At 66.4% G+C, this 23,259-nt stretch carries 16 protein-coding genes and 2 pseudogenes; 6 read left to right on the forward strand and 12 right to left on the reverse strand.

What is annotated here, in order from left to right; translation table 11 throughout:
* Positions 1-13: 13 nt before the first annotated feature.
* Entirely contained in the window at positions 14-1,504 is a 1,491-nt protein-coding gene (gene guaB, locus JQ617_RS19600; RefSeq protein ID WP_212027726.1) for an IMP dehydrogenase, read from the reverse strand.
* A gap of 421 nt (positions 1,505-1,925) precedes the next feature.
* Here guaB and JQ617_RS19605 point away from each other — a divergent pair, with 421 nt between their 5' ends.
* Positions 1,926-3,416 (forward strand): MFS transporter, encoded by a 1,491-nt coding sequence (locus JQ617_RS19605; RefSeq protein ID WP_212027727.1) that lies wholly within the window; start codon positions 1,926-1,928, stop codon positions 3,414-3,416.
* A gap of 106 nt (positions 3,417-3,522) precedes the next feature.
* Here the strand turns inward: JQ617_RS19605 and JQ617_RS19610 are convergent, their stop codons facing one another.
* Positions 3,523-4,209 (reverse strand): RlmE family RNA methyltransferase, encoded by a 687-nt coding sequence (locus JQ617_RS19610; protein WP_212027728.1) that lies wholly within the window; start codon positions 4,207-4,209, stop codon positions 3,523-3,525.
* A gap of 1 nt (position 4,210) precedes the next feature.
* Complete coding sequence (locus JQ617_RS19615; RefSeq protein WP_212027729.1) at positions 4,211-5,284, reverse strand: Ppx/GppA phosphatase family protein; 1,074 nt, start codon at positions 5,282-5,284, stop codon at positions 4,211-4,213.
* Positions 5,285-5,498: 214 nt separating this feature from the next.
* On the opposite strand from JQ617_RS19615, the gene JQ617_RS19620 reads away from it, so the two are divergent.
* Both JQ617_RS19620 and JQ617_RS19625 read left to right on the forward strand, forming a co-directional pair.
* Complete coding sequence (locus tag JQ617_RS19620; protein ID WP_212027730.1) at positions 5,499-7,871, forward strand: xanthine dehydrogenase family protein molybdopterin-binding subunit; 2,373 nt, start codon at positions 5,499-5,501, stop codon at positions 7,869-7,871.
* Positions 7,872-7,917: 46 nt separating this feature from the next.
* Positions 7,918-8,775, forward strand: coding sequence for a tetratricopeptide repeat protein (locus JQ617_RS19625; protein ID WP_212027731.1), 858 nt, complete (start codon positions 7,918-7,920; stop codon positions 8,773-8,775).
* A gap of 206 nt (positions 8,776-8,981) precedes the next feature.
* Here the strand turns inward: JQ617_RS19625 and JQ617_RS19630 are convergent, their stop codons facing one another.
* On the reverse strand, positions 8,982-9,782 hold the full coding sequence (locus tag JQ617_RS19630; protein WP_212027732.1) for a hotdog family protein: 801 nt from the start codon (positions 9,780-9,782) through the stop codon (positions 8,982-8,984).
* Positions 9,783-9,889: 107 nt separating this feature from the next.
* On the opposite strand from JQ617_RS19630, the gene JQ617_RS19635 reads away from it, so the two are divergent.
* The 3 genes from JQ617_RS19635 to JQ617_RS19645 all read left to right on the forward strand — a co-directional run bounded on the left by JQ617_RS19635 (position 9,890) and on the right by JQ617_RS19645 (position 13,383).
* Positions 9,890-10,381: a YaiI/YqxD family protein gene (locus JQ617_RS19635; RefSeq protein WP_212027733.1), complete on the forward strand. Its 492-nt coding sequence runs from the start codon at positions 9,890-9,892 to the stop codon at positions 10,379-10,381.
* A gap of 2 nt (positions 10,382-10,383) precedes the next feature.
* The gene (locus JQ617_RS19640; protein ID WP_212027734.1) at positions 10,384-12,195 is read left to right on the forward strand and encodes an ABC-F family ATP-binding cassette domain-containing protein; all 1,812 of its coding nucleotides are present in this window, start codon (positions 10,384-10,386) and stop codon (positions 12,193-12,195) included.
* A gap of 108 nt (positions 12,196-12,303) precedes the next feature.
* Complete coding sequence (locus JQ617_RS19645; protein WP_212027735.1) at positions 12,304-13,383, forward strand: D-TA family PLP-dependent enzyme; 1,080 nt, start codon at positions 12,304-12,306, stop codon at positions 13,381-13,383.
* A 204-nt stretch (positions 13,384-13,587) separates the two neighbouring features.
* Here JQ617_RS19645 and JQ617_RS19650 read toward each other — a convergent pair whose 3' ends face one another.
* From JQ617_RS19650 to JQ617_RS19685, 8 genes and pseudogenes are all read right to left on the reverse strand, one after another.
* Positions 13,588-14,820 (reverse strand): BaiN/RdsA family NAD(P)/FAD-dependent oxidoreductase, encoded by a 1,233-nt coding sequence (locus JQ617_RS19650; protein ID WP_212027736.1) that lies wholly within the window; start codon positions 14,818-14,820, stop codon positions 13,588-13,590.
* Positions 14,821-15,038: 218 nt separating this feature from the next.
* The gene (locus tag JQ617_RS19655) at positions 15,039-15,956 is read right to left on the reverse strand and encodes an SDR family NAD(P)-dependent oxidoreductase (RefSeq protein WP_212027737.1); all 918 of its coding nucleotides are present in this window, start codon (positions 15,954-15,956) and stop codon (positions 15,039-15,041) included.
* Between the two features lie 272 nt (positions 15,957-16,228).
* Positions 16,229-16,704, reverse strand: a pseudogene (locus tag JQ617_RS19660) (MaoC family dehydratase).
* Complete coding sequence (locus tag JQ617_RS19665; protein WP_212027738.1) at positions 16,705-18,423, reverse strand: AMP-binding protein; 1,719 nt, start codon at positions 18,421-18,423, stop codon at positions 16,705-16,707.
* A gap of 128 nt (positions 18,424-18,551) precedes the next feature.
* Positions 18,552-19,454, reverse strand: a pseudogene (mmsB, locus tag JQ617_RS19670) (3-hydroxyisobutyrate dehydrogenase); the annotation flags it as partial.
* A 10-nt stretch (positions 19,455-19,464) separates the two neighbouring features.
* Positions 19,465-20,532, reverse strand: a complete 1,068-nt coding sequence (locus JQ617_RS19675; protein WP_212027740.1) for an enoyl-CoA hydratase/isomerase family protein — start codon at positions 20,530-20,532, stop codon at positions 19,465-19,467.
* Positions 20,529-21,674 (reverse strand): isobutyryl-CoA dehydrogenase, encoded by a 1,146-nt coding sequence (locus tag JQ617_RS19680; RefSeq protein WP_212027741.1) that lies wholly within the window; start codon positions 21,672-21,674, stop codon positions 20,529-20,531. The genes JQ617_RS19675 and JQ617_RS19680 overlap by 4 nt, the downstream gene beginning before the upstream one ends.
* A gap of 22 nt (positions 21,675-21,696) precedes the next feature.
* Positions 21,697-23,193: a CoA-acylating methylmalonate-semialdehyde dehydrogenase gene (locus JQ617_RS19685; RefSeq protein ID WP_212027742.1), complete on the reverse strand. Its 1,497-nt coding sequence runs from the start codon at positions 23,191-23,193 to the stop codon at positions 21,697-21,699.
* Positions 23,194-23,259 lie beyond the last annotated feature (66 nt).

Consider the following 23,259-nt stretch of genomic DNA (forward strand, 5'->3'; position numbering starts at 1 on the left):
TGCGTCGGCGTAACTAGCCCCCGCCCGGATAGTTCGGGGCCTCGCGCGTGATCGTCACGTCGTGGACGTGGCTTTCGCGCAGACCCGCGCCGGTGATGCGGACGAACTGGGCCTTGTCGTGCAGCTCGTTCATGTCGCGTGCGCCGACATAGCCCATGGCGGCGCGCAGGCCGCCGGCGAGCTGGTGCATGACGTTGCCGACCGGTCCCTTGTACGGCACCTGGCCCTCGATGCCTTCAGGCACGAGCTTGAGCGTGTCCTTGATGTCCTGCTGGAAGTAGCGATCGGCCGATCCGCGCGCCATCGCGCCGACCGAACCCATGCCGCGATAGGCCTTGTAGGAACGGCCCTGCCACAGGAACACTTCGCCTGGGGTCTCGTCGGTGCCGGCGAGCAGCGAGCCGACCATGGCGATGTCGGCACCGGCCGCGAGCGCTTTCGCAAGATCGCCGGAGAACTTGATGCCGCCGTCGGCAATGACGGGGATGTCGGCCTTCTTCGCCGCTTCCACCGCATCCATGATCGCGGTGAGCTGGGGAACGCCGACGCCGGCGACGATGCGCGTGGTGCAGATCGAGCCCGGGCCGATGCCGACCTTGATGCAGTCCGCGCCCGCATCGATCAGGGCCTGCGTGCCCTCGGTGGTGGCGACGTTGCCGGCGACCACCTGCACGGAGTTGGAGAGACGCTTGATGCGGTTCACCGCGTGCAGCACGTGACGGGAATGGCCGTGCGCGGTGTCGACGACGACGAGGTCGACGCCGGCATCGATCAGCCGCTCGGTACGCTCGAAGCCGGTATCGCCGACCGTGGTGGCGGCGGCGACGCGCAGGCGTCCCTGGGCGTCCTTGCAGGCGAGCGGATGGGCGACCGCCTTCTCCATGTCCTTGACGGTGATCAGACCGACGCAGCGATATTGCTCGTCGACGACGAGTAGCTTCTCGATGCGATGCTGGTGCAGCATGCGCCGCGCCTCGTCCTGGCTGACGTTCTCGCGCACCGTGACGAGGCCTTCATGCGTCATCAGCTCGGAGACTTTTTGCCGGCGGTCGGTGGCAAAGCGGACGTCGCGGTTGGTGAGGATGCCGACCAGCTTGCCGGGCGTGTTCTTGCCGGCGCCGGTGACGACGGGAATGCCGGAGATGCCGTGATCGCTCATCAGCTTGAGCGCATCGTCGAGGCTCGCTTCGGGGCTGATGGTGAGCGGGTTCACCACCATGCCCGACTCGTAGCGCTTGACCTGCCGCACCTGGGCGGCCTGCCCCTCGGGGTCGAAATTGCGATGGATGACGCCGAGGCCGCCGGCCTGCGCCATGGCGATCGCCATGCGGGCTTCGGTGACGGTGTCCATGGCGGAGGCCATGATCGGGATGTTGAGCGGGATGGCGCGGGTGACGCGGGAGCGGATGTCGACCTCGCCAGGCATCACGTCCGACAGGCCCGGCTTCAACAGCACGTCGTCGAACGTAAAGGCTTCGCGGATGCCTTGTTGCACCGTGGCCATGTGCCAACTCCTTCCTGCGGCCCTGCCGCAAATAGCAATGGATGAGCGCCGCCCTCGGCGTACCTTGCGGCATCGCCGTCGAATCGGAGCCCATCGGTGGGGTTGACGCGGGTCGATAGCATGCCCGCGTGACGAATCAAAGCAATTCGGCCCGCTGGCCAGCCATGCACAGGCTTTTTATGTAAATTCGGCGTGGATAGCCCATGCTCGTCGTCATTCCCGGGCGCGCGCCAGCCGGCGCGCCCGGGAATGACGAGAGGCGAGACGGCGTGTCCCGCCCTCCGGCGCAACCTGGAAGTGAGGGTCACACCGTTGTTACGCAGGATTTAGGTGCTATGCGTCGATCCGCAATGGTCCGCACAAGGCGACGGTGATAAGCCGCAGGTCCACCCCTCCTTCTGATTTTCATTACCAATCCGTCATGGTCGACAAGCAACGCGTCATCCCGCTGATCGTGGCCACCGCGCTCTTCATGGAAAACATGGATTCCACGGTGATCGCCACCTCGCTGCCGGCGATCGCAGCCGACATCGGCACCAGCCCGCTGACGCTGAAGCTCGCGATCACCTCCTACCTGCTCTCGCTCGCGGTGTTCATCCCGGCGAGCGGCTGGACCGCAGACCGGTTCGGCGCGCGCATGGTGTTCGCGATCGCGGTCGGCGTGTTCATGGTCGGATCGATCGGCTGCGCGCTCTCGACCTCGGTCACCGATTTCGTGTTCGCGCGCATCCTGCAGGGCATGGGCGGAGCGATGATGACGCCGGTCGGGCGCCTCGTGCTGCTGCGCTCGGTCGACAAGAGCGCGCTGGTCAACGCGATGGCATGGGTGACCATCCCTGCCCTGATCGGCCCGGTGATCGGGCCGCCGCTCGGCGGCTTCATCACGACCTACGCCTCCTGGCACTGGATCTTCCTGATCAACATCCCGATCGGACTGCTCGGCATCTTCATGGCGCTGAAGTTCATCGATCCCATCAAGAGCGAGACGCAGGAGAAGTTCGATCTCTACGGCATGGTGCTCGCGGGGCTGGGTCTTGCCGGCATTGCGTTCGGCCTGTCGGTTGCCGGCCTCAATCTGCTGCCGTGGAGCACGGTCGCGGCCCTGGTGGTGGGCGGCGCGATCTCGATGACGCTCTACGTCATCCATGCACGGCGGACGGGATCGCCGGTGCTGGATTTTACGCTTTTGAAACTCCCCACGCTGCGCGCGGCGATTTTCGGCGGCTTCCTGTTCCGCCTCGGCATCGGCGCACTGCCGTTCCTGCTGCCGCTCTTGATGCAGATCGGCTTCGGGCTGTCGCCGTTCCATTCCGGCCTCGTCACCTTCGCCTCCTCGCTCGGCGCCATGGGCATGAAGACGCTGGCGGCGCGTCTCATCCGCACCTTCGGCTTCCGCAACTTGATGACGGTGAACGCGATTGTCAGCGCATTCTTCCTCGGCGTCTGCGCGCTGTTCACGGTGACGACGCCACTGCTGATCATCATGGTGATCCTGGTGGTCGGCGGCTTCTTCCGCTCGCTCGAGTTCACCGCGATCAACACGGTCGCCTATGCCGACGTCGAGAGCCCGCAGATGAGCCGCGCCACCACGCTCGTCAGCGTCAACCAGCAGCTCGCGGTCTCCGCCGGCGTTGCCGTCGGCGCCGCCTCGGTGGAGACGACGATGTGGCTCAGCCATGTCAGCGAGCTCAACGCCGCCGTGTTCATGCCCGCCTTCGTCGTGGTGGCGCTGACCTCGGCGGCCTCGAGCTGGTTCTTCTGGCAGATGCCGGCCGATGCCGGCCACGAGATCTCCGGCCGCAAGGCGGTGGAGATCGCCAGCCGCAAGGGCGCCGGCAAGGGCGCGGAGAAGGCAGCCGTGAAGGCCGCGACGGAAGATACGCAGAACGTGCGGGATCAGCGGTTGGGCTAACCTCGCTCCCTGTCATTGCGAGCGACGCGAAGCAATCCAGAATCTTTCCGCAGAGAGATTCTGGATTGCTTCGTCGCTTCGCTCCTCGCAATGACGGAGTCTGCGGCTACGGCTCAGCCCCGCCCCTAAACCCCGTCGCCAGCACGTAGCGCTCCGAGGAATCCTGCCGGCTTGCCGCGGGCTTCACGTGCCGCACCGTGGCAAAGTCGCGCTTGAGCTGGGCGAGCAGATCGGCGTCGGCGCCGCTCTGGAAGGTTTTCGCCAAGAACGTGCCGCCGGGCTTGAGCACGTCGCAGGCGAAGGCGGCCGCGGTCTCGACCAGGCCGACGATGCGGAGCTGGTCGGTCTTGCGATGGCCGGTCGTGTTGGCGGCCATGTCGGACATCACGATATCGGCGCCGCCGCCGAGCATCGCGGTGAGCTTGTCAGGGGCGCCGTTGTCCATGAAATCGAGCTGCGCGAAATCGACGCCGGGAATCTCGGGCATTTCCAGCAGGTCGATCGCGACGACCTTGCCTTTGCCTTCCGTGGAGCCGACACGCTTGGCGGCGATCTGGCTCCAGCCGCCGGGCGCGGCGCCAAGGTCGACCACGGCCATGCCGGGCTTCAAGAGGCGGAACTTGTCGTCGATCTCCAGCAGCTTGAACGCGGCGCGCGAGCGATAGCCCGCGGCCTTGGCCTTGGCGACATAGGGATCGTTGAGCTGCCGCTCCAGCCAGAGCTTCGACGACAATTTGCGCTTGCCGCCGGTCTTGACCTGGACGTGCAAGCGGCCGGTGGTGTCTTTCGCCATCTCACCAGCTCCTGAGCGCGCCGTCCTCGCGCATCATCTCGACCAGCATGCCCTCGCGCAGGCCCCGGTCGGCGACGCGCAGGCGCGGCAGCGGGAAGGCGCGGCGGATGGCATCGAGGATGGCGCAGCCGGCGAGCACGAGATCGGCGCGCTCGACGCTGATGCAGCTGTTGCCGGCGCGCTCCTCATAGCTCATGCCGAGCAGCTTGTTGATGGTCGCGGTGATGTCGGCATCGTTCATCCAGATGCTGTCGATGCGGCGGCGGTCATAGCGCGGCAGGTTGAGATGGATGCCGGCGAGCGTCGTTACCGTGCCCGACGTGCCGAGCAGGTGCATATCGGTGAGATCGCGGCCGTGCTCCGCCGCGAACGGGGTGACGTGGCTGGCCACTTCCCGCTCCATCGCGGCGTAGATCTCCGGCGTGACGTCGCGGCCGCCGAACTGCTCGGCGAGCGTGACCACGCCATACGGGATCGACATCCACGCTTTGATGCGCGGCTCCGGATTTTGAGCGTCGCGCTCGATCCGCACCAGCTCCGTCGAGCCGCCGCCGATGTCGAACAGGATCGCGCCCCTGCCCCTGGGATCGACCAGCGGCGAGCAGCCGACCACCGCAAGCGCGGCCTCGGTCTCGCGGTCGATCACCTCGAGCTCGATGCCGGTCTCGGCCGCGACGCGGCTGCGGAAACCTTCCGCATTCGAGGCGGCGCGGCAGGCTTCGGTCGCGATCAGCCGCAGCCGGCGCGCCTTGCGCAGGTTGATCTTGTCGCGGCAGATGCTGAGCGCGGCAATGGCCCGCTCGATCGCGGCCTCGCTGATGCACCCGGTCGCCGAGACCCCCTCGCCGAGCCGGATAATGCGCGAGAAGGAATCGACCACGCGAAAGCCATCCTGGGTCGGACAGGCGATCAGCAGCCGGCAATTGTTGGTACCGAGGTCCAGCGCCGCATAGACGCCGGTTCCCAGCGCCTGCGCGGGGACGGCCGGTTCGGTGGCCAACGCCACCGCCGCCATCGACCCCTCCAGCTCACCGTGCGGCGCATGGCCGTCGCGGAGCCGCGTGTGGTCATTCATACAAACTGTCTTTCCGAGGCCGCTCGGGCCGGTCAGGAATTGCTTTTTCGCCTGAAACATTAGCAGCGCGGCAGGCCTGCGCAACAACGCATCACATGGGACCATGTCCATTCGTGCGTTGTCGTGAACGGAGCCGTGGGTTATCTCAATGGGGTCCGGCCCCCACCAGGCGCCCCGCGAAATCGCGCAAATGCCGGCTTTTCAGGTCGATTCCATGCAAGAACACACCAAATCGTCCACGCTCGAAAACGCTATTGCACTGCAAAAATACGGTGTCGGTCAGCCGGTCCGCCGCAAGGAGGACGACACCCTGGTGCGCGGCAAGGGCCGCTACACCGACGATTTCAACCTGCCCGGCCAGGCCTATGCCGTGGTGGTCCGCTCGACCCATGCCCATGGCGTCATTCGCGGCATCGGCCTCGATGCCGCCAAGGCGATGCCGGGCGTGCTGGGGGCGTGGACCGGCAAGGACCTCGATGCCGCCGGTTACGGCCCCTTCACCTGCGGCCTGCCGCTGAAGAGCCGCGACGGCTCGCCCCTGCTCCAGACCAACCGCCAGCCGCTGGCGACCGACAAGGTCCGCTTCGTCGGCGATCCCGTCGCCTTCGTGGTGGCCGAGACGCTGGCGCAGGCGCGCGACGCGGCCGAAGCGGTTGAGCTCGACATCGAGCCGCTGCCGGCGGTGACGGACCCCGAGAAAGCCGCCAAGCCCGGCGCGCCGCAGCTTTACGACCACATCCCGAACAATGTCGCGCTCGACTACCATTATGGCGACATGGACAAGGTCAATGCGGCCTTCGCTGGCGCCGCCCACGTCACCAAGATCGACATCGAGAACACCCGCGTCGCAGTGGTCTCGATGGAGCCGCGCGTCGGCCTTGCCTCCTACGACAAGAAGTCCGAGCGCTACACGCTGCAGGTGCCGACGCAGGGCGTCGCGGGCAACCGCGCCAATCTCGCCAAGAACCTGAAAGTGCCGAACGAGAAGGTGCGTATCCTCACCGCCAATGTCGGCGGCTCCTTCGGCATGAAGAACATCAACTACCCCGAATACATGTGCATCCTGTACGCGGCGAAGGAACTGGGGAAACCGGTGAAGTGGCTCGACGAGCGCTCCACCAGCTTCCTCTCCGACAGCCACGGCCGCGCGCAGAAGATCCACGCCGAGCTGGCGCTCGATTCCGAGGGGCACTTCCTCGCGGCGAAACTGTCCGGCTACGGCAATCTCGGCGCCTACATCACCGGCGTCGCGCCGGGGCCGCTCTCGCTCAACACCGGCAAGAACTTCTCGAGCGTCTACCGCACGCCGCTGATGGGCGTCGACATCAAGACCGTGCTGACCAACACCACGCTGATGGGCGCCTATCGCGGTGCCGGCCGGCCCGAGGCCAACTACTACATGGAGCGGCTGATCGATCGCGCTGCCGACGAGATGGGCATCAACCGGCTCACCTTGCGCAAGCGCAACTTCATCAAGCCGAACCAGATCCCGTTCGCAGCCTCCTCGGGCGTCACCTATGACAGCGGCGACTTCCAGGCCGTGTTCAACAAGGCACTCGACATCTCCGACCACGAGAACTTCGCCAAGCGCAAGAAGGAGAGCAAGAAGGCCGGCAAGCTGCGCGGCATCGCCGTCGGCTCCTATCTCGAGGTCACCGCGCCGCCGAGCCCCGAGCTCGGCAAGATCGTGTTCGACGCCGACGGCACCGTGCAGCTGATCACCGGCACGCTCGATTACGGCCAGGGCCATGCCACGCCGTTCGCGCAGGTGCTGTGCGAGCAGCTCGGCGTGCCGTTCGAGAGCGTGAAGCTGGTGCAGGGCGACAGCGACATCGTCCACACCGGCAACGGCACCGGCGGCTCGCGCTCGATCACCGCGAGCGGCCAGGCCATCGTCGGCGCCGCCAAGCTCGTCATCGAGAAGGGCAAGCGCGCCGCCGCGCACATGCTGGAGGCGTCCGAAGCCGACATCGAGTTCGAAGGCGGCAGCTTCACCATCGCCGGCACCGACCGCAGCATCGACATCATGGAGCTCGCCAAGAAGCTGCATGACGGCAAGACGCCGGACGGCGTGCCCGACTCGCTCGACGTCGATCACACCAGCGACCCGGTCGCCTCGGCGTTCCCGAACGGCTGCCACGTCGCGGAGGTCGAGATCGATCCCGATACCGGCGTCGTGCAGATCGTGCGCTACAGCGCGGTCAACGATTTCGGCACGGTGATCAACCCGCTGCTGGTCGCGGGCCAGCTCCATGGCGGCGTCGTGCAGGGCATCGGCCAGGCGCTGATGGAGCACGTCCGCTACGACGAGAGCGGCCAGCCGATCACGGGCTCGCTGATGGACTACGCCCTGCCCCGCGCCGAGGACGTGCCGAACATGACGGTCGGCGATCACCCCGTGCCGGCCACGACCAACCCGCTCGGCAGCAAGGGCTGCGGCGAAGCCGGCTGCGCCGGCAGCCTGTCGACGGTGGTGAACGCGGTGCTCGACGCCTTGTCGGACTACGGCATCAAGCACATCGACATGCCGCTGACCCCGGAGCGCGTGTGGCGCGCGATCCAGGACGCAAAGGGCAAGGCGGCGTAAAGGGCTGGGTCTCCCCGCCAAACATGACACCATCGGTAATGGCGACATGCTGCGGCGGCTGAAGATCATCTTCCATTATTTCCGCGCCGACGCCGCCATGCGGCGCGATCAATTCGATCGCGCCGCGGAACGGCTGAACAAGGTGCTGGAGCTCGAACCCGGCAATCCCTACGCGCGCCATGACCGGGGCGTGGCGCTGCAGGGAATGGCGAACTATCGCGGATCGATCGCCGACTTCGACAGATCCATCGCCATCGCCCCGCGCATGGCGACCGCCTACGGCAGCCGTGGAATCTCCTGGAAGTTCCTCGGAGATTTCGATCGCGCCATTGCGGATCAACTCGCAGCCATCGCGCTATCCCCGCGTCTTGCAGACGCCCATACCGAGCTCGGGGTCGCCTATTTCTGCAAGCACGATTTCGACAGCGCCATCCGCAGCCTGACGGCGGCGATCGATCTGGCGCCCAAGGACCCCAATTGCCTCAAGCAGCGCGGCCTGGCTCACTTCTGCCGCGGCGATTTCAATGCCGCGATCCCGGACCTGCAACGCGCCTTCGAGATCGCGAACGACGCCTACGCCCTGCTGTTCCTGCATCTTGCGCGCACCAGGGCGGGCGAGGATGCGGCGGCGGCGCTGGAGACGGACGCAGCCAAGGTCAGAATCTGGCATTGGCCATCCGCCGTGGTCGGCCTTTACCTGGGACGGCTCGCGGCCGACACGACGCTCGCGGCAGCCAGCACGCCTGATGATGCCGGCGAAGCGCAATTCTATCTAGGCCAGTGGCACCTGCTCCGCGGCGAGCACGCCGAGGCAAGGACGGCATTGCAGGCGGCCGCCGAGGCCTGCCCGCCATGGTTCAACGAGCACGTCGTTGCGATGGCCGAATTGCAGCGGCTGGGGTAGTGCGGCCTCGCGGTGGCGGTACTTTGTGCCGCCGCCATCACCCCCACAGCTGTCATCGTCCGCATTTGCGCAATTGCGCACTGGGGCGGGCGATCCAGTACTCCGAAACGACCGTGATTGACCGATAGGCCGCGGCGTACTGGATCCCCCGCCTTCGCGGGGAATGACAGCGCCGTTGGAGTGAACAGTTCGCCCCTTCCCGCGACCTACGCTGCCGCCTGCTCGCGCGGCTGGTAGATTGCGGTGTGCTGGCAATGCGCGAGCGGGGTCGAGCCGTTGGCAACCACCAGCGCATCGAGCTCGACGAAGCGGTGGCCCTTCTTCTCGTAATTGCCGGTGACTTTTGCGCGTGCCGTGATCTCGTCACCGGCGCGCGCGGCTGACAGCAGCTGCATGCGGCTTCCGACATGGATCCACGGGCCCAGAATGGTGTTGTCGACGAGGAGGCGGTTCATGACGCGCTGGATCAGGCCGGGATGGCCGAGGCCCTCGCGCGCGAAGATCGGATCGGTTTCCCTGATGTCGGCGAGATAGTCGGCGGCGTCCTGCCCGGCCCAGCGGCGGGGCGTCGTGCCCAGCCATTTGCCGGTCTCGAACGTTGCCGGGCTGACCGGCTTGCGCTCGGCCACGGCAGGCACCGCCACATAGTCGCCCAGCGAAACCGCGGACACCGCCGCCGGCAGCGAGGCCGTCCCGGTGGCGCACAGCTCGGTGCGGCTGAAAACCTCGATCGTGAGCAGGCCGTTGTGCTCGGTCGCGTCGACATCGGCGGGCTCGCCGTCATAGACCGGCTTGATGAAGCGGGCCTCGACCAGCCCCTGGGAGAGGAAATCGCGGCCCCAGCGCGCCAGCGGCACGTGCATCATGTAGGCGAAGACATCGACGCCCGGGACCAGCCCGCCCGAGAAGCCGAAGCGGCGCGCCACCGTATCGTCATGCATCTTGTTTTCGGACTGTTTTGCGGTGTTGTAGGCCTCGACGCGCCAGGTTTCGAGCCGGTTCGGCATGGGTCATCTTCCCCGTATTTTTGTTGTTTCGGGTGTGATCGTAGGGCCCCGGGAACAGCGGTCAATCCCCTCGCCTTTGCGGCCCGAATGCGGTACCACGCGGCGGAATGACTGAGACCCCCACCCGCATCTATGTCGACGCCGACGCCTGCCCGGTGAAGGACGAAATCTATCGCGTGGCGCTCCGGCACGGCGTGCCCGTCAGCGTCGTCGCCGGCAATTTTATCCGCGTGCCGCAGGACCCGCTGATCGAGCGCATTGCCGCAGGTAGCGGCATGGACGCGGCCGACGACTGGATCGCGGAACGCGCCCGGCCCGGCGACGTGGTCATCACCTCCGACATTCCGCTGGCGAGCCGCTGCGTCAAGGTCGGCGCCGACGTAATCGCGCCGAACGGCAAGCCATTCACGGAAGAGTCGATCGGCATGACGCTGGCGGTGCGCAATTTGATGACGGATCTGCGCTCGGCCGGCGAAGTGACCGGCGGGCCGCGCTCGTTCTCGCCGCGCGACCGCTCGGCCTTCCTCTCCGCGCTCGACCAGACGCTGCGCCGGATCCAGCGCCGCCGCGCCGACCAAGCTGCAACGAGCCCGGGTTAGTCATGGCGCCGCCGCTGATCCAGCTCAAGGACATCACGCTGACCTTCGGCGGCACGCCGCTGCTGTCAGGCGTCGAGCTCAATGTCGCACCAGGCGAGCGCGTCTGCCTGATCGGCCGCAACGGCTCCGGCAAATCGACGCTGCTGAAGATCGCAGCCGGGCTCGTCGAGGCAGACGGCGGCACGCGCTTCGTGCAGCCCGGCGCCACCGTCCGCTATCTGCCGCAGGAGCCCGATTTCGGCGAGCACAAGACCACGCTCGCCTATGTCGAGGCCGGGCTCGCACCGGGCGACGATCCCTATCAGGCGCGCTATCTGGTCGAGCAGCTCGGGCTCACCGGCAACGAGAACCCGGCGAACGTCTCCGGTGGCGAAGCCCGCCGCGCCGCGCTCGCGCGGGTGCTGGCGCCCTCGCCCGACATCCTGCTGCTGGACGAGCCGACCAACCATCTCGATCTCTCCACCATCGAATGGCTGGAACAGGAGCTCGATGGCCGCCGCAGCGCGCTGGTGATCATCAGCCACGATCGCCGCTTCCTCACCAATCTGTCGCGCTCCACCGCCTGGCTGGACCGCGGCAGGATCAAGCAGATCGACCGCGGCTTCGCATCGTTCGAGAGCTGGCGCGACGAGGTGCTGGCGGAGGAAGAGCGCGACCAGCACAAGCTCGACCGCAAGATCGTCGACGAGGAGCACTGGCTGCGTCACGGCGTCTCCGGCCGCCGCAAGCGCAACGTCAAGCGCCTCGCCAATCTGCATGCGCTGCGCGACCAGCGCCGCGACTATCGCGGCACGGCCGGCACCGCCAGCCTCGCCGCGGCGGAGGCCGAACAATCCGGCAAGCTGGTGATCGAGGCCAAGGGCATCACCAAGGCCTATGGCGAGCGCAAGATCGTCGAGAACTTTTCGACCCGCATCCAGCGCGGCGACCGGCTCGGCATCATCGGACCGAACGGCGCCGGCAAGACCACGCTGGTCAACCTGCTCACCGGCGGGACGCAGCCGGACTCCGGCACCGTGCGGCTGGGCGCCAATCTTGAGACCGCAACGCTCGACCAGCACCGCGAAAGCCTCGATCCGAAATCGACGCTGGCTGAGGCCCTGACCGGCGGCCGCGGCGACCACGTTATGGTCGGCGGCAAGCCCAAGCATGTGGTCGGCTACATGAAGGACTTCCTGTTCGCGCAGGAGCAGCGCGGCACGCCGGTGGAGGTGTTGTCGGGCGGTGAGCGCGGCCGGCTGATGCTGGCACGCGCGCTGGCAAAGCCATCGAACCTGCTGGTGCTGGACGAGCCGACCAACGATCTCGATCTCGAAACCCTCGACGTGCTCGAGGAAATGCTCGGCGACTACGAGGGCACGGTCATCCTGATCAGCCACGACCGCGACTTCCTCGACCGCGTCGTGACCTCGGTGATTGCGCCCGAGGGCAACGGCAAATGGATCGAATATGCCGGCGGCTACAGCGACATGCTGAGCCAGCGCGGCGCGGACCTGAAGCGCGAGACGGCGAAGGCGCAACCGGCTGCCGAGAAGAAGGAGGAGCGCGCCACTGTTCCCTCCTCGGCGCCGAAACGGAAGCTGAGCTTCAACGAGAAGCACGCGCTGGAAACGTTGCCGAAGAAGATGGAAACGCTCCAGGCCGACATTGCGAAATTGCAGCGCGTGCTCGACGATCCCAACCTCTACGCCAGGGATCGCAAGACATTCGACGACACGTCAGCCGCCATCGCCAAGGCGCACGAAGAACTGTCCGCCGCCGAAGAGCGCTGGCTCGAACTGGAAATGCTCCGCGAGGAGATCGAACAGGCTTGACTTGTAGGATGGGTAGAGCGCAGCGAAACCCATCGCACAACGGAAATTGGTTCTGATGGGCTTCGCTGCGCTCTACCCATCCTACGGGGCCGGAAACAGAGAGATCACATGACCACTCCCCTCGCCGCAAAAATCGCCCGTGAATACGGTACGCCCTGCGCCGTCATCGACATGGACAGGGTCGAGCGCAACATCGCGCGCATCCAGAAGGCCTGCGACGACGCCGGCATCGCCAACCGTCCCCACATCAAGACGCACAAGAACCCGACCATCGCCAAGATGCAGGTCGCGGCCGGCGCCAAGGGCATCACCTGCCAGAAGATCGGCGAGGCCGAGATCATGGCCAATGCCGGGATCGACGACATCCTGATCAGCTACAATCTGCTCGGCGAAGAAAAGATGGCGCGGCTCGGCGCGCTGAATGCCAAGGCCAACATGACGGTTGCGGCCGACAATTCCACCGTCGTCGCGGGCTTGCCCAAGGCCGCCGCGGCGTCGGGCCGTCCGCTCTCGGTCGTGGTCGAGTGCGATACCGGCCGCAAGCGCGCCGGTGTCGAGACGCCGGCGGAAGCGATTGCGCTGGCACGCGAGATCGCGGCGTCCAAGGGGCTGCAGTTCGCCGGCTTCATGCTCTACCCCACCGAGACCGGCTGGGGCGATGCGCAGAAGTTCTTCGACGAAGCATTGGCCGGCGTGCGCGCGCACGGACTCGACGCCAAGATCGTCTCGACCGGCGGCACGCCGAACCTCGTCAACATCGGCAAGCTCAAGGGTGGCACCGAGCACCGCTTCGGCACCTACATCTACAATGACCGCATGCAGGTGGCTGCCGGCTCGGCCACCTGGGACGACTGCGCGCTGCACATCTATTCGACGGTGGTGAGCCGCGCCGCGCCCGAGCGCGGGATTCTGGACGCCGGCTCGAAGACGCTGACCACCGATACCGGCGGCCTCGATGGCCACGGCCTGATCCTGGAGCACCCCGAAGCCAAGATCGCGAAGTTCGCCGAGGAGCACGGCTTCCTCGACCTCTCCCGCAGCAACACCAGGCCGAATGTCGGCGATGTCGTCCGCATCGTGCCGAACCACGTCTGCGTCGTCGTCAACATGATGGACGAGGTGGTGATGGTGCGCGGCGAAGAGATCATCGGCACGCTGCCGGTCGCGGCGCGGGGGAAGCTGCGGTAACCGCTGCGGAGTGCCCGCGCATCCTTCGAGACTCCCGGCGCGACGCCTTGCATCGCGCCGTTCGCACCTCAGGATGACTCTCTCTCTCTCTCTCTCTCTCTCTCTCTCTCTCTCTCTCTTCTGCGATGTCTCGCTCGCGGCTCTTTCGTAGCCGTCACCCTGAGGTGGCCGCTTGTTCAGCGGCCCTCGAAGGGCGGCGGCGTTCTAAGAACGCATCAGCCACCCCAACACGCCCCGACCCGCCGCAGCTCCCGTCGCAAACGAGGCTTGCAGCAGATACCCGCCCGTCGGCGCTTCCCAGTCGAGCATCTCGCCGGCGGCGAACACGCCGGGCAGCTTGCGGAGCATGAAGTTCGCGTCGAGCTCGTCGAAAGACAGTCCGCCCGCCGTCGAGATCGCCCGGTTGATCGGGGCGACGCCGGTGAGCTGAACCGGAATGGCATTGATCAGGGTCGCAAGCTCGGCCGGCGACAGCGCCGCAAGCGACCGGCCCGACGCAATGGCCGCCTCCTGCATCAGGCCGATGCCCACCGGCGACAATTGCGCCGCCTTGCGCAGGAAGTTCGCGAGCGACTGCTTGCCGCGCGTCCCTGATAGCCGCGTGGTCAGCCCTGATGTGTCGAGGTCGGGCCGCAAGGCGATGCTCAGCGTCGCCTGCCCCAGACCGAGCACCGCCTCGCGCAGCTCCGCCGAAAGCGCGTAGATCGCTCCGCCTTCGATGCCGCTGCGGGTGATCATCGCCTCGCCGCGCACTGTGTGCGTGCCGATGGTCAGCGCCACGCCCTTGAGCGGCTGGCCCTCGAAACGGTCGCGGAACACATCGGACCATGCGACCGTGAAGCCGGAATTGGCCGGCCGCAGCTTCGAGATGGCCACACTCTTCGCCGCGAGGATATCGGCCCAGCCGCCATCCGATCCGAGCCGCGGCCAGCTCGCGCCGCCGAGCGCGAGCACCGTGGCGCTCGCCGCAACGGTGGCGTTGCCGCCGGGCGTCTGAAACTCCAGCTGCCCCTCCACATCCCATCCGGTCCACCGATGGCGAAAGGCAAAGCGGACGCCGGCGGCATCGAGCCGCCGCAGCCAGGCACGCAGCAAGGGCGAGGCCTTGAACGCCTTCGGAAATACCCGCCCGCTGCTGCCGACGAATGTCGGCTCGCCCAGCGCCTCGCTCCAGGCGCGTAGCGCGTCAGGCGAAAAGGCGTCGATTGCCTGTTGCAGCTTCGGTGCAGCCTCGCGGTAGCGCGCCATGAACTGCGGCAGCGGCTCGCTGTGGGTGAGATTGAGTCCGCCGCGGCCCGCCATCAGGAATTTGCGGCCCGCGGACGGCATGGCGTCATAGACGGTGACGCGGGCGCCGCCTGACGCGAGCACCTCCGCCGCCATCAGCCCGGCGGGGCCGGCACCGATGACGGCGATGTGAGTGTCCGTTGTGGTCATGATGAGAATTTAGAGCACACCCGCGCTGCGGAACAGGTCGTCATGCCCGGGCTTGTCCCGCCTGCGCGGCCGAAGCCGCTTCGGCGAGGCAAAGGCCCGGGCATCCACGAGAGCCGCGCAAGCGGTGCCAGGAACGTCGATGGCCGGGACAAGCCCGGCCATGACGGAGAGTAGGTTCCAGAGCTCACGCTTCGCGACGCTCCGGAATGACGGCTCACTTAGAGCTTGATCCCCGCCCGCGCCGCGGCCTGCGCCACGTATTTCTGCGTCTGCTCGAACGCGCCCTGCAGCGCCTTGGCCTTCGACATGTCGCTGATCTCGGCGAAATGCGCGGCGACCGCGTCGGGCGTCCATTCGGACTCCGGCAGGTTGATGCCTTCGCTCTCCATAATCTTGATCACGGCGAAGGAGCCGGCGCCGGCGCCCATGATGGTGCGGGTCGGTGCGTCCTCGCTCAGCATGTACTCGACTGCGGGCGTGATCGCGTTCGGCTTCATCAGCTGCAGAGCCTGCGGCGGCAGCAGCTCTTCGGTCATGCGGGTTGCCGCCGTCGGCGAGATGATGTTGACGCGGATGTTGTTCTTCCGGCCTTCCTCGGCGAGCACGTTCATCAGGCCGACCATGCCCGATTTCGCCGCGCCGTAATTGGCTTGGCCGAAATTGCCGTAGAGGCCTGACGACGAGGTGGTCAGCACGATGCGGCCGTAATTGCGGTCGCGCATACCGGCCCAGGCGGCCTTGCAGCAATAGAAGGTGCCGACGAGATGCACGTCCAGCACCTTCTGGAAGTCGGCCGCTTCCATCTTCCCGAACGACTTGTCGCGCAGGATGCCGGCGTTGGCGCACACGAGGTCGACACTGCCCCACTCCTTGGTGGCACGCTCGATCATCGCGGTGACCTGCTCGAAATTCGACACGTCGGCGCCATCGGCCATCGCGGTGCCGCCGGCTTTGCGGATCTCCTCGACCACCGCTTCGGCCGGCGACAGCGAGCCGCCGGTGCCGTCACGCGCGCCGCCGAAATCGTTGACTACGACCTTGGCGCCGCGGCTGGCCAGCCCCAGGGCGTGCGCCTTGCCGAGACCATTGCCCGCGCCGGTGACGATGGCGACGCGTCCGTCGAACCTGATTGCCATTGTGCTTCCTTTCTTCCTTCTCCCCTTGCGGGAGAAGGTGGCATAGGCGGCCTACGGCCGCCGTCCTAAGAGATGCCGACGCGTAGCGTCGGCTACGGCCGGATGAGGGTTATCTCGGCAGGCGAGTCCGCGGAGAGATACCCCTCACCCGGCTTCGCTTTCGCGAAGCCACCCTCTCCCGCAAGGGGAGAGGGTAAGAAAGCTCCGCGCGATTTGGACAGCTTTTGAGCAGCGATGGGTTGCCGGGTCAAGCCCGGCAACGACGCGCGGTATCAGGCGAAATAGGTCAACCCGAGCCATTCCGCGACCAGCGCGGGCTTGTCTTCGCCTTCGATCTCCACCGTGACGTTGGTGCGAGTTTGAAATTCGCTGGGCTTGCGCAGCCTGGCTTCGGCGAGCACGAAACGGCCGCGGACACGCTTGCCCGAGCGCACCGGCGAAATGAAGCGCAGCTTGTCGAAACCGTAGTTCACGCCCATCGTGGCGCCCGCAACCGCCGGCATCACCTATAGGACATCACCGACAGCAGCGACATCGTCAGGAAGCCGTGCGCGATCGTGGTGCCGAAGGCCGTCTCCCTCGCCTTCTGGGGATCGACGTGGATGAACTGGTGATCCTCGATCACGTCGGCATAGGTGTCGATGCGGGGCTGATCGATCAGGTGCCACGAGGACACGCCGATCTCCTTGCCGACCATGGCCTGATAGGCCTCGAGCGCGATCGGCGGCTTCTTCCAGACTTCGTTCACTTAGGTCTCACTCCGTGTTTTCGGCAGTTCCGGAAAATCCTCCTCGCGGAATTCCCGGCCGCGCAGCGGATCGTTGCGATCATCATCGCGTTCGAGCCGTCGTAGCTGCACGCGGCGGATTTTGCCAGAGATGGTCTTCGGCAGCTCGGTGACGATTTCGAGGCGACGGATACGCTTGAACGGCGCAAGCCGCGTGTGCAGGTGCTTGAAGATGGAGAGCGCGGTTTCCGGGCTGCGCTCCGCGCCCGAGGTCAGCAGCACGAAGGCCTTGGGAACAGCGAGCCGGATCGGATCGGGGCTGGGCACCACCGCCGCCTCGGCGACGAGCTCATGCTCGAGCAGGACGCTTTCGAGCTCGAACGGACTGATGCGATAGTCCGAGGATTTGAAGACGTCGTCGGAGCGACCGACGAAGGTGAGATAGCCGTCCTCATCCGCGAACACGACGTCGCCGCTGCGATAGAGCGTGCCCTCCGCGCCCGAGAGCTTGCCGTCGTCGCCCTGATAGCCCTGCATCAGGCCCGCGGGGCGGTCGGCACCCAACACCAGGGCCACCTCGCCCTCCCTAGCCGGATGGCCGTCGGCATCGCTGACCTGGACGCGATAGCCGGGCAGCGGCCGGCCCATCGAGCCGATCTTGATCGGCTGCCCCGGCGAGTTGCCGGCGAGCGCGGTCGTCTCAGTCTGGCCGTAGCCGTCGCGGATGGTGAGGCCCCAGGCGGCCTGCACCTGGTCGATCACCTCAGGATTGAGCGGCTCGCCGGCGCCGCAGACTTCGCGCAAGGCCACCTTGAACGAGGCGAGGTTCTCCTGGATGAACAGGCGCCACACCGTCGGCGGCGCGCACAGCGTGGTGACGCCGCAGCGGCCGATGGTGGCGAGCAGGCCTTTCGCATCGAAGCGCGGCTGGTTGACCACGAACACGGTGGCGCCCGCATTCCACGGCGCGAAGAAGCAGCTCCAGGCGTGCTTGGCCCAGCCGGGCGAGGAAATATTGAGATGGACGTCGCCGGGCTTGAGCCCGATCCAGTACATGGTGGAGAGATGGCCGACGGGATAGCTGCGCTGGCTGTGCAGCACGAGCTTCGGCTTCGCGGTCGTGCCCGAGGTGAAATAGAGCAGCATCGGATCGTCGGCGTTGGTCACACCGTCAGGCGCAAAACTCTCCGGTGCTTTCGCCGCCGCATCATAGGCTAGCCAGCCTTCGGCGGCGGCGCCGACCACGATGCGTACGATGTTTTCGGCACCGAGGCTTGCGAATTTCGCGACCTGATCCTCGGCGGCCACCACCGCCTTCGCCTTGCCGCGATCGAGCCGGTCGCGCAGCTCGTCGGCGGTGAGCAGCGTGGTCGCGGGGATCACGACCACGCCGAGCTTCATCGCCGCCAGCATGGTCTCCCACAGCGGTACCACGTTGCCGAGCAGCAGCAGCAGATGGTCGCCGCGCTTCAGGCCCTGCGCGCGGAGGAAGTTCGCGACCTGGTTCGAGCGCTTCGAGAGTGCAGCGAATGACAGCTTGGTCTGCCTGTCCTGCGCCGCATCGACGATCCAGAGCGCGGGGCGATCCTTGCTGTCCGCATTCGCCGCCAGTTCGGCGTCGAACCAGTCGAGCGCCCAGTTGAAGGGAACCGGATCGGGCCAGCGGAACTCCCGGACCGCGGTCTCGTAGTCCGTGCGGTTATGAAGCAGAAACGCGCGCGCTTCCAAAAATGTCGTCATGATCCGGGCCCGTCGAATTGGTCTTCGAACGTAGCCCGGATGGAGCGGAGCGCAATCCGGGGCCGGTCGCGCCAGTCGAGGGGATTATCCCGGATTTCGCTTCGCTCCATCCGGGATACGAAGCCTCGCTATTTTCCGGCGAGGCTGCGAACGTGCTTGATAATTCCGGAAAAATCCACCCCGCCTTGGCCTGCTGCGTCGAAAGACTGATAGATCTCCTGCGCATGCTTGCCGAGCGGCGTCGCCGCGCCCGCGGCCCTGGCGGCGTCCTGCGCCAGCGTCAGATCCTTCACCATCAGCGCGGAAGCAAAACCCGGCTTGTAGTCGTTGTTGGCGGGCGAGGTCGGCACCGGCCCCGGAACCGGACAATAGGTCGTGAGCGACCAGCATTGGCCCGACGAGGTCGAGGCGACGTCGAACAGCGCCTGATGCGAGAGCCCGAGCTTCTCAGCCAACGCAAAGGCCTCGCTGACCGCGATCATGGAAATGCCGAGGATCATGTTGTTGCAGATCTTGGCCGCCTGCCCCGCGCCAGCGCCGCCGCAATGGACGATCTTCTTGCCCATCTTCTCCAGCACGGGCTTGGCCGCCGCGAACGCACCCTCCTCGCCGCCGCACATGAAGGTGAGCGTGGCGCCCTTGGCGCCGCCCGTGCCGCCGGAGACCGGCGCGTCGACCGAGAGCACGCCGCTCTTGGCCGCGAGCGCATGCGCCTGACGCGCGCTCTCGACGTCGATGGTGGAGCTGTCGATGATCAGCGCGCCCTTGGCCATGGCAGGCACGACCTCGTTCCAGACGCCGAGCACGTGCTTGCCGGCGGGGAGCATCGTGACGACGACATCGGCGCCCTTCACCGCGCCCGCGGCGCTGTCGGCAATACCGGCGCCGTCGGCCTTGGCTTGCGCCCGCGAGGCCTCGACGAGGTCGAACGCCACCACCTTGTGGCCGGCCTTGACGAGGTTGGCCGCCATCGGGCCGCCCATGTTGCCCAGACCAATGAATGCGATCGTGGCCATTGTCGTTTCCTCCGCTGTCGTATTGTTAGTTGAACTTCAATTCGTCGGCGCCGATCTCGGCGAGATACGGCGCCAGCATCTCTGGCGTCACATCCTCGATCCGCGGCGGCGACCAGGTCGGGTTGCGGTCCTTGTCGATCACGGCGGCGCGCACGCCTTCGCGGAAATCGTCGCTGCGAAACACTTCGAGCGCCGCGCGATACTCGCGCACGAGACACTCTTCCAGGCTCGATGCAGCGCGCGCGAGGCGCAAAAGCTTCAGCGTCACGACCATGCCGCGCGGGGACTTTTCGTTGAGCGTCTTCAGCGTCGCCAGCGCGAACTCCGAGCCGTCGCGCGCGAGCGCGGCAAAGATGTCCTCCATGCGATCGAAGCCGAACAGAGCATCGATGAGCGGCTCCTTCGCCGCCACCGGCCCCGCGGTCTCACCGGTCGCAAAGCCGTTGATGAGCTTGCTGACATCGGCCGTAGTCGCGCCCGGACGAGCCCTGGTCAGCGCCTCCCGCAGCGCCGGCCATCTGGCCACCGGCACAACGGCGTCGGCGAATTTGGCGTGGACCGCGTCCGGCCCATTCATGGTCTGGCCGGTCAGGCCGAAATAGGTGCCGATCTCGCCGGGCGAGCGCGACAACAGATAGGTGCCGCCGACATCGGGGAAGAAGCCGAGGCCGACCTCGGGCATCGCAAGCTTGGTGCGGTCGGTGACGATGCGGTGGCTGGCATGCGCGGAAAGGCCAACGCCGCCGCCCATCACGATACCGTCCATGAAGGCGACATAGGGTTTTGGGAATTTCTTGATGCGGGCGTTGAGGATGTATTCCTCGCGCCACAGGATCTTGCCGAGGTCACCGTTGACCTTGGAGCTTTCCCAGAGCGTGCGGATGTCGCCGCCGGCGCACAGCCCGCGCTCGCCGGCGCCCTCCAGCACGATCACGGCCACGGCCGGATCGGCCTCGAAGCGGTCGAGCGCCTTGTCGATGTCGCGAAACATCTCCAGCGTCACCGCATTGATGGCTTTGGGGCGGTTGAGCCTGATGATGCCGGCCGCGCCCTCGACGCGGGCGACAAGATCGCCCTCTTCCACTGAATTCATCGCGCGCCCTCGATCAGTTTGCGCGCCACGATGAGCCGCATGATTTCATTGGTGCCTTCGAGGATCTGGTGCACGCGCAGATCGCGCACGATCTTCTCGATGCCGTATTCGCTGAGATAGCCGTAGCCGCCATGAAGCTGCAGCGCATGGTTGGCGACCTCGAAGCCGACATCGGTGCCGAAACGCTTGGCCATCGCGCACAGCATGGTGGCATCAGGGTCTTTCCGGTCGAGCGCAGCGGCGGCGCGCCACAGGAACGTGCGCGCGGCTTCCAGCTCGATCGCCATGTCGGCAAGCTTGAATTGCAGCGCCTGGAATTCGTCGAGGCGCTTTCCGAAGGCCTTGCGCTCCTTCATGTAGGCACGCGCCTTGTCGAGCGCCGTTTGTGCTCCACCAAGAGAACACGCCGTGATGTTGAGGCGGCCGCCGTCGAGGCCGGCCATCGCGATCTTGAAGCCGACGCCCTCCTCGCTCAGGCGATTGGCCACGGGCACGCGGGCGTTCTCGAACATGACAGCGCGGGTCGGCTGCGCGTTCCAGCCCATCTTGCGCTCGTTGGCGCCGAAGGAGACGCCCGGCGTCTTGCCGTCGATGACGAGGGTGGAGATACCGCCGGGGCCGTCACCGCCAGTGCGCACCATCGCGACCAGCAGGTCGGTGCCGCCGGCACCCGAGATGAACTGCTTCTGACCGTTGAGGACGTAATCGTCGCCGTCGCGCACCGCGCGAGTGCGGAGCGCCGCCGCGTCCGAACCGGCGCCCGGCTCGGTCAGGCAGTAGCTCGCGATCAGCTCCATGCTGCAGAGCTTTGGCAGCCATTTGTGGCGCTGGGTGTCGCTGCCGAAGGCATCGATCATCCAGCTCGCCATATTGTGGATGGAGATGAAGGCCGAGGTGGTCGGGCAGCCCGTCGCCAGTGCCTCGAAGATCAGCGCCGCGTCGAACCGCGACATCGCCGATCCCCCGACATCGTCGCGGATGTAGATGCCGCCCATGCCGAGGCTCGCCGCCTCGCGCATCACGTCGACGGGGAAATGCTTCTCCTCGTCCCAGCGCAGCGCGTGCGGCGCGATCTTCTCCGCCGCAAACGCCAACGCCATGTCGCGAACCGCGACCTGATCCTCGTTCAGAGCGAACTGCATGTGAGCCTCGCTCTCTGGAGGATTACTTCATCAGCGGGATCGAGAACTCCGCACCTTCCTTGACGCCGGACGGCCAGCGCGAGGTCACCGTCTTGGTCTTGGTGTAGAAGCGGACCGAGTCCGGGCCGTGCTGGTTGAGATCGCCGAAGCCCGACTTCTTCCAGCCGCCGAAGGTGTAATAGGCGATCGGCACCGGGATCGGCACGTTGATGCCGACCATGCCGACGTTGACCTTGGCCGCGAAGTCGCGCGCGGCATCGCCGTCGCGGGTGAAGATGGCAACGCCGTTGCCGTAATCATGGTCGGACGGGAGCGCCAGCGCTTCCTTGTAGTCGTGCGCGCGCACGACCGAGAGCACCGGGCCGAAGATCTCTTCCTTGTAGATCCGCATGTCCTTGGTGACGTTGTCGAACAGTGAACCGCCGAGATAGAAGCCGTTCTCGTAGCCCTGCATCTTGAAGCCGCGGCCGTCGACGGCCAGCGTCGCGCCTTCCTTGATGCCGATGTCGATGTAGCTCTTGACCTTCTCGACCGCCTCGCGCGTCACCAGCGGACCGTAATCGGCAGACGGATCGATCGAGGTGCCGATCTTGAGCGACTCGACGCGCGGGATCAGCTTTTCCATCAGGCGGTCGGCAGTGGACTTGCCGACGGGAACGGCGACCGAGACGGCCATGCAGCGCTCACCGGCCGAGCCGTAGCCGGCGCCGATCAGCGCGTCCACGGCCTGGTCCATGTCGGCATCCGGCATGATGATGGCGTGGTTCTTGGCGCCGCCGAAGCACTGGCAGCGCTTGCCCGTCTGGGCGGCGCGCTCGTAGATGTACTGCGCGATCGGCGTGGAGCCGACGAAGCCGACGGCCTTGATATCGGGATCGTCGAGGATGGCGTCGACCGCTTCCTTGTCGCCGTTGACGACGTTGAGGATGCCGGCCGGCAGGCCCGCCTCGATCATGAGTTCGGCGAGCAGCATCGGCACGCCGGGATCGCGCTCGGACGGCTTGAGGATGAAAGCGTTGCCGCAGGCGATCGCCGGGGCGAACTTCCACATCGGGATCATGGCCGGGAAGTTGAACGGCGTGATGCCGGCGACGACGCCGAGCGGCTGACGCATCGAATAGATGTCGATGCCGGGGCCGGCGCCTTCGGTATACTCGCCCTTCATCAGGTGCGGAATGCCGCAGGCGAATTCGGCGACCTCGAGGCCGCGCTGGATGTCACCCTTGGCGTCGGGCACGGTCTTGCCGTGCTCGCGGGCGAGCAGTTCGGCGAGCTTGTCGTAATCGCGCTGAACCAGCTCGACGAATTTCATCATCACGCGGGCGCGGCGCTGCGGGTTGGTCGCGGCCCATTCGGGCTGTGCGGCGCGCGCGTTCTCGACGGCCGCGCGGACCTCGGCCTTGGACGCCAGCGCGACCTTGGCCTGGACGTCGCCGGTCATCGGCTCGAAAACGTCGGCAGTGCGGCCGGAGGTGCCCTTAACTTCCTTGCCACCGATGAAATGTCCGACTGAACGCATGGAATGATCTCCTTGAGGTCGAGCTTGAACGCTTTGACAAATCCTATCGACCTGCATTTATTGGGA

It is taken from the genome of Bradyrhizobium sp. KB893862 SZCCT0404, assembly GCF_018130885.1.
Taxonomy (GTDB): domain Bacteria; phylum Pseudomonadota; class Alphaproteobacteria; order Rhizobiales; family Xanthobacteraceae; genus Bradyrhizobium; species Bradyrhizobium stylosanthis.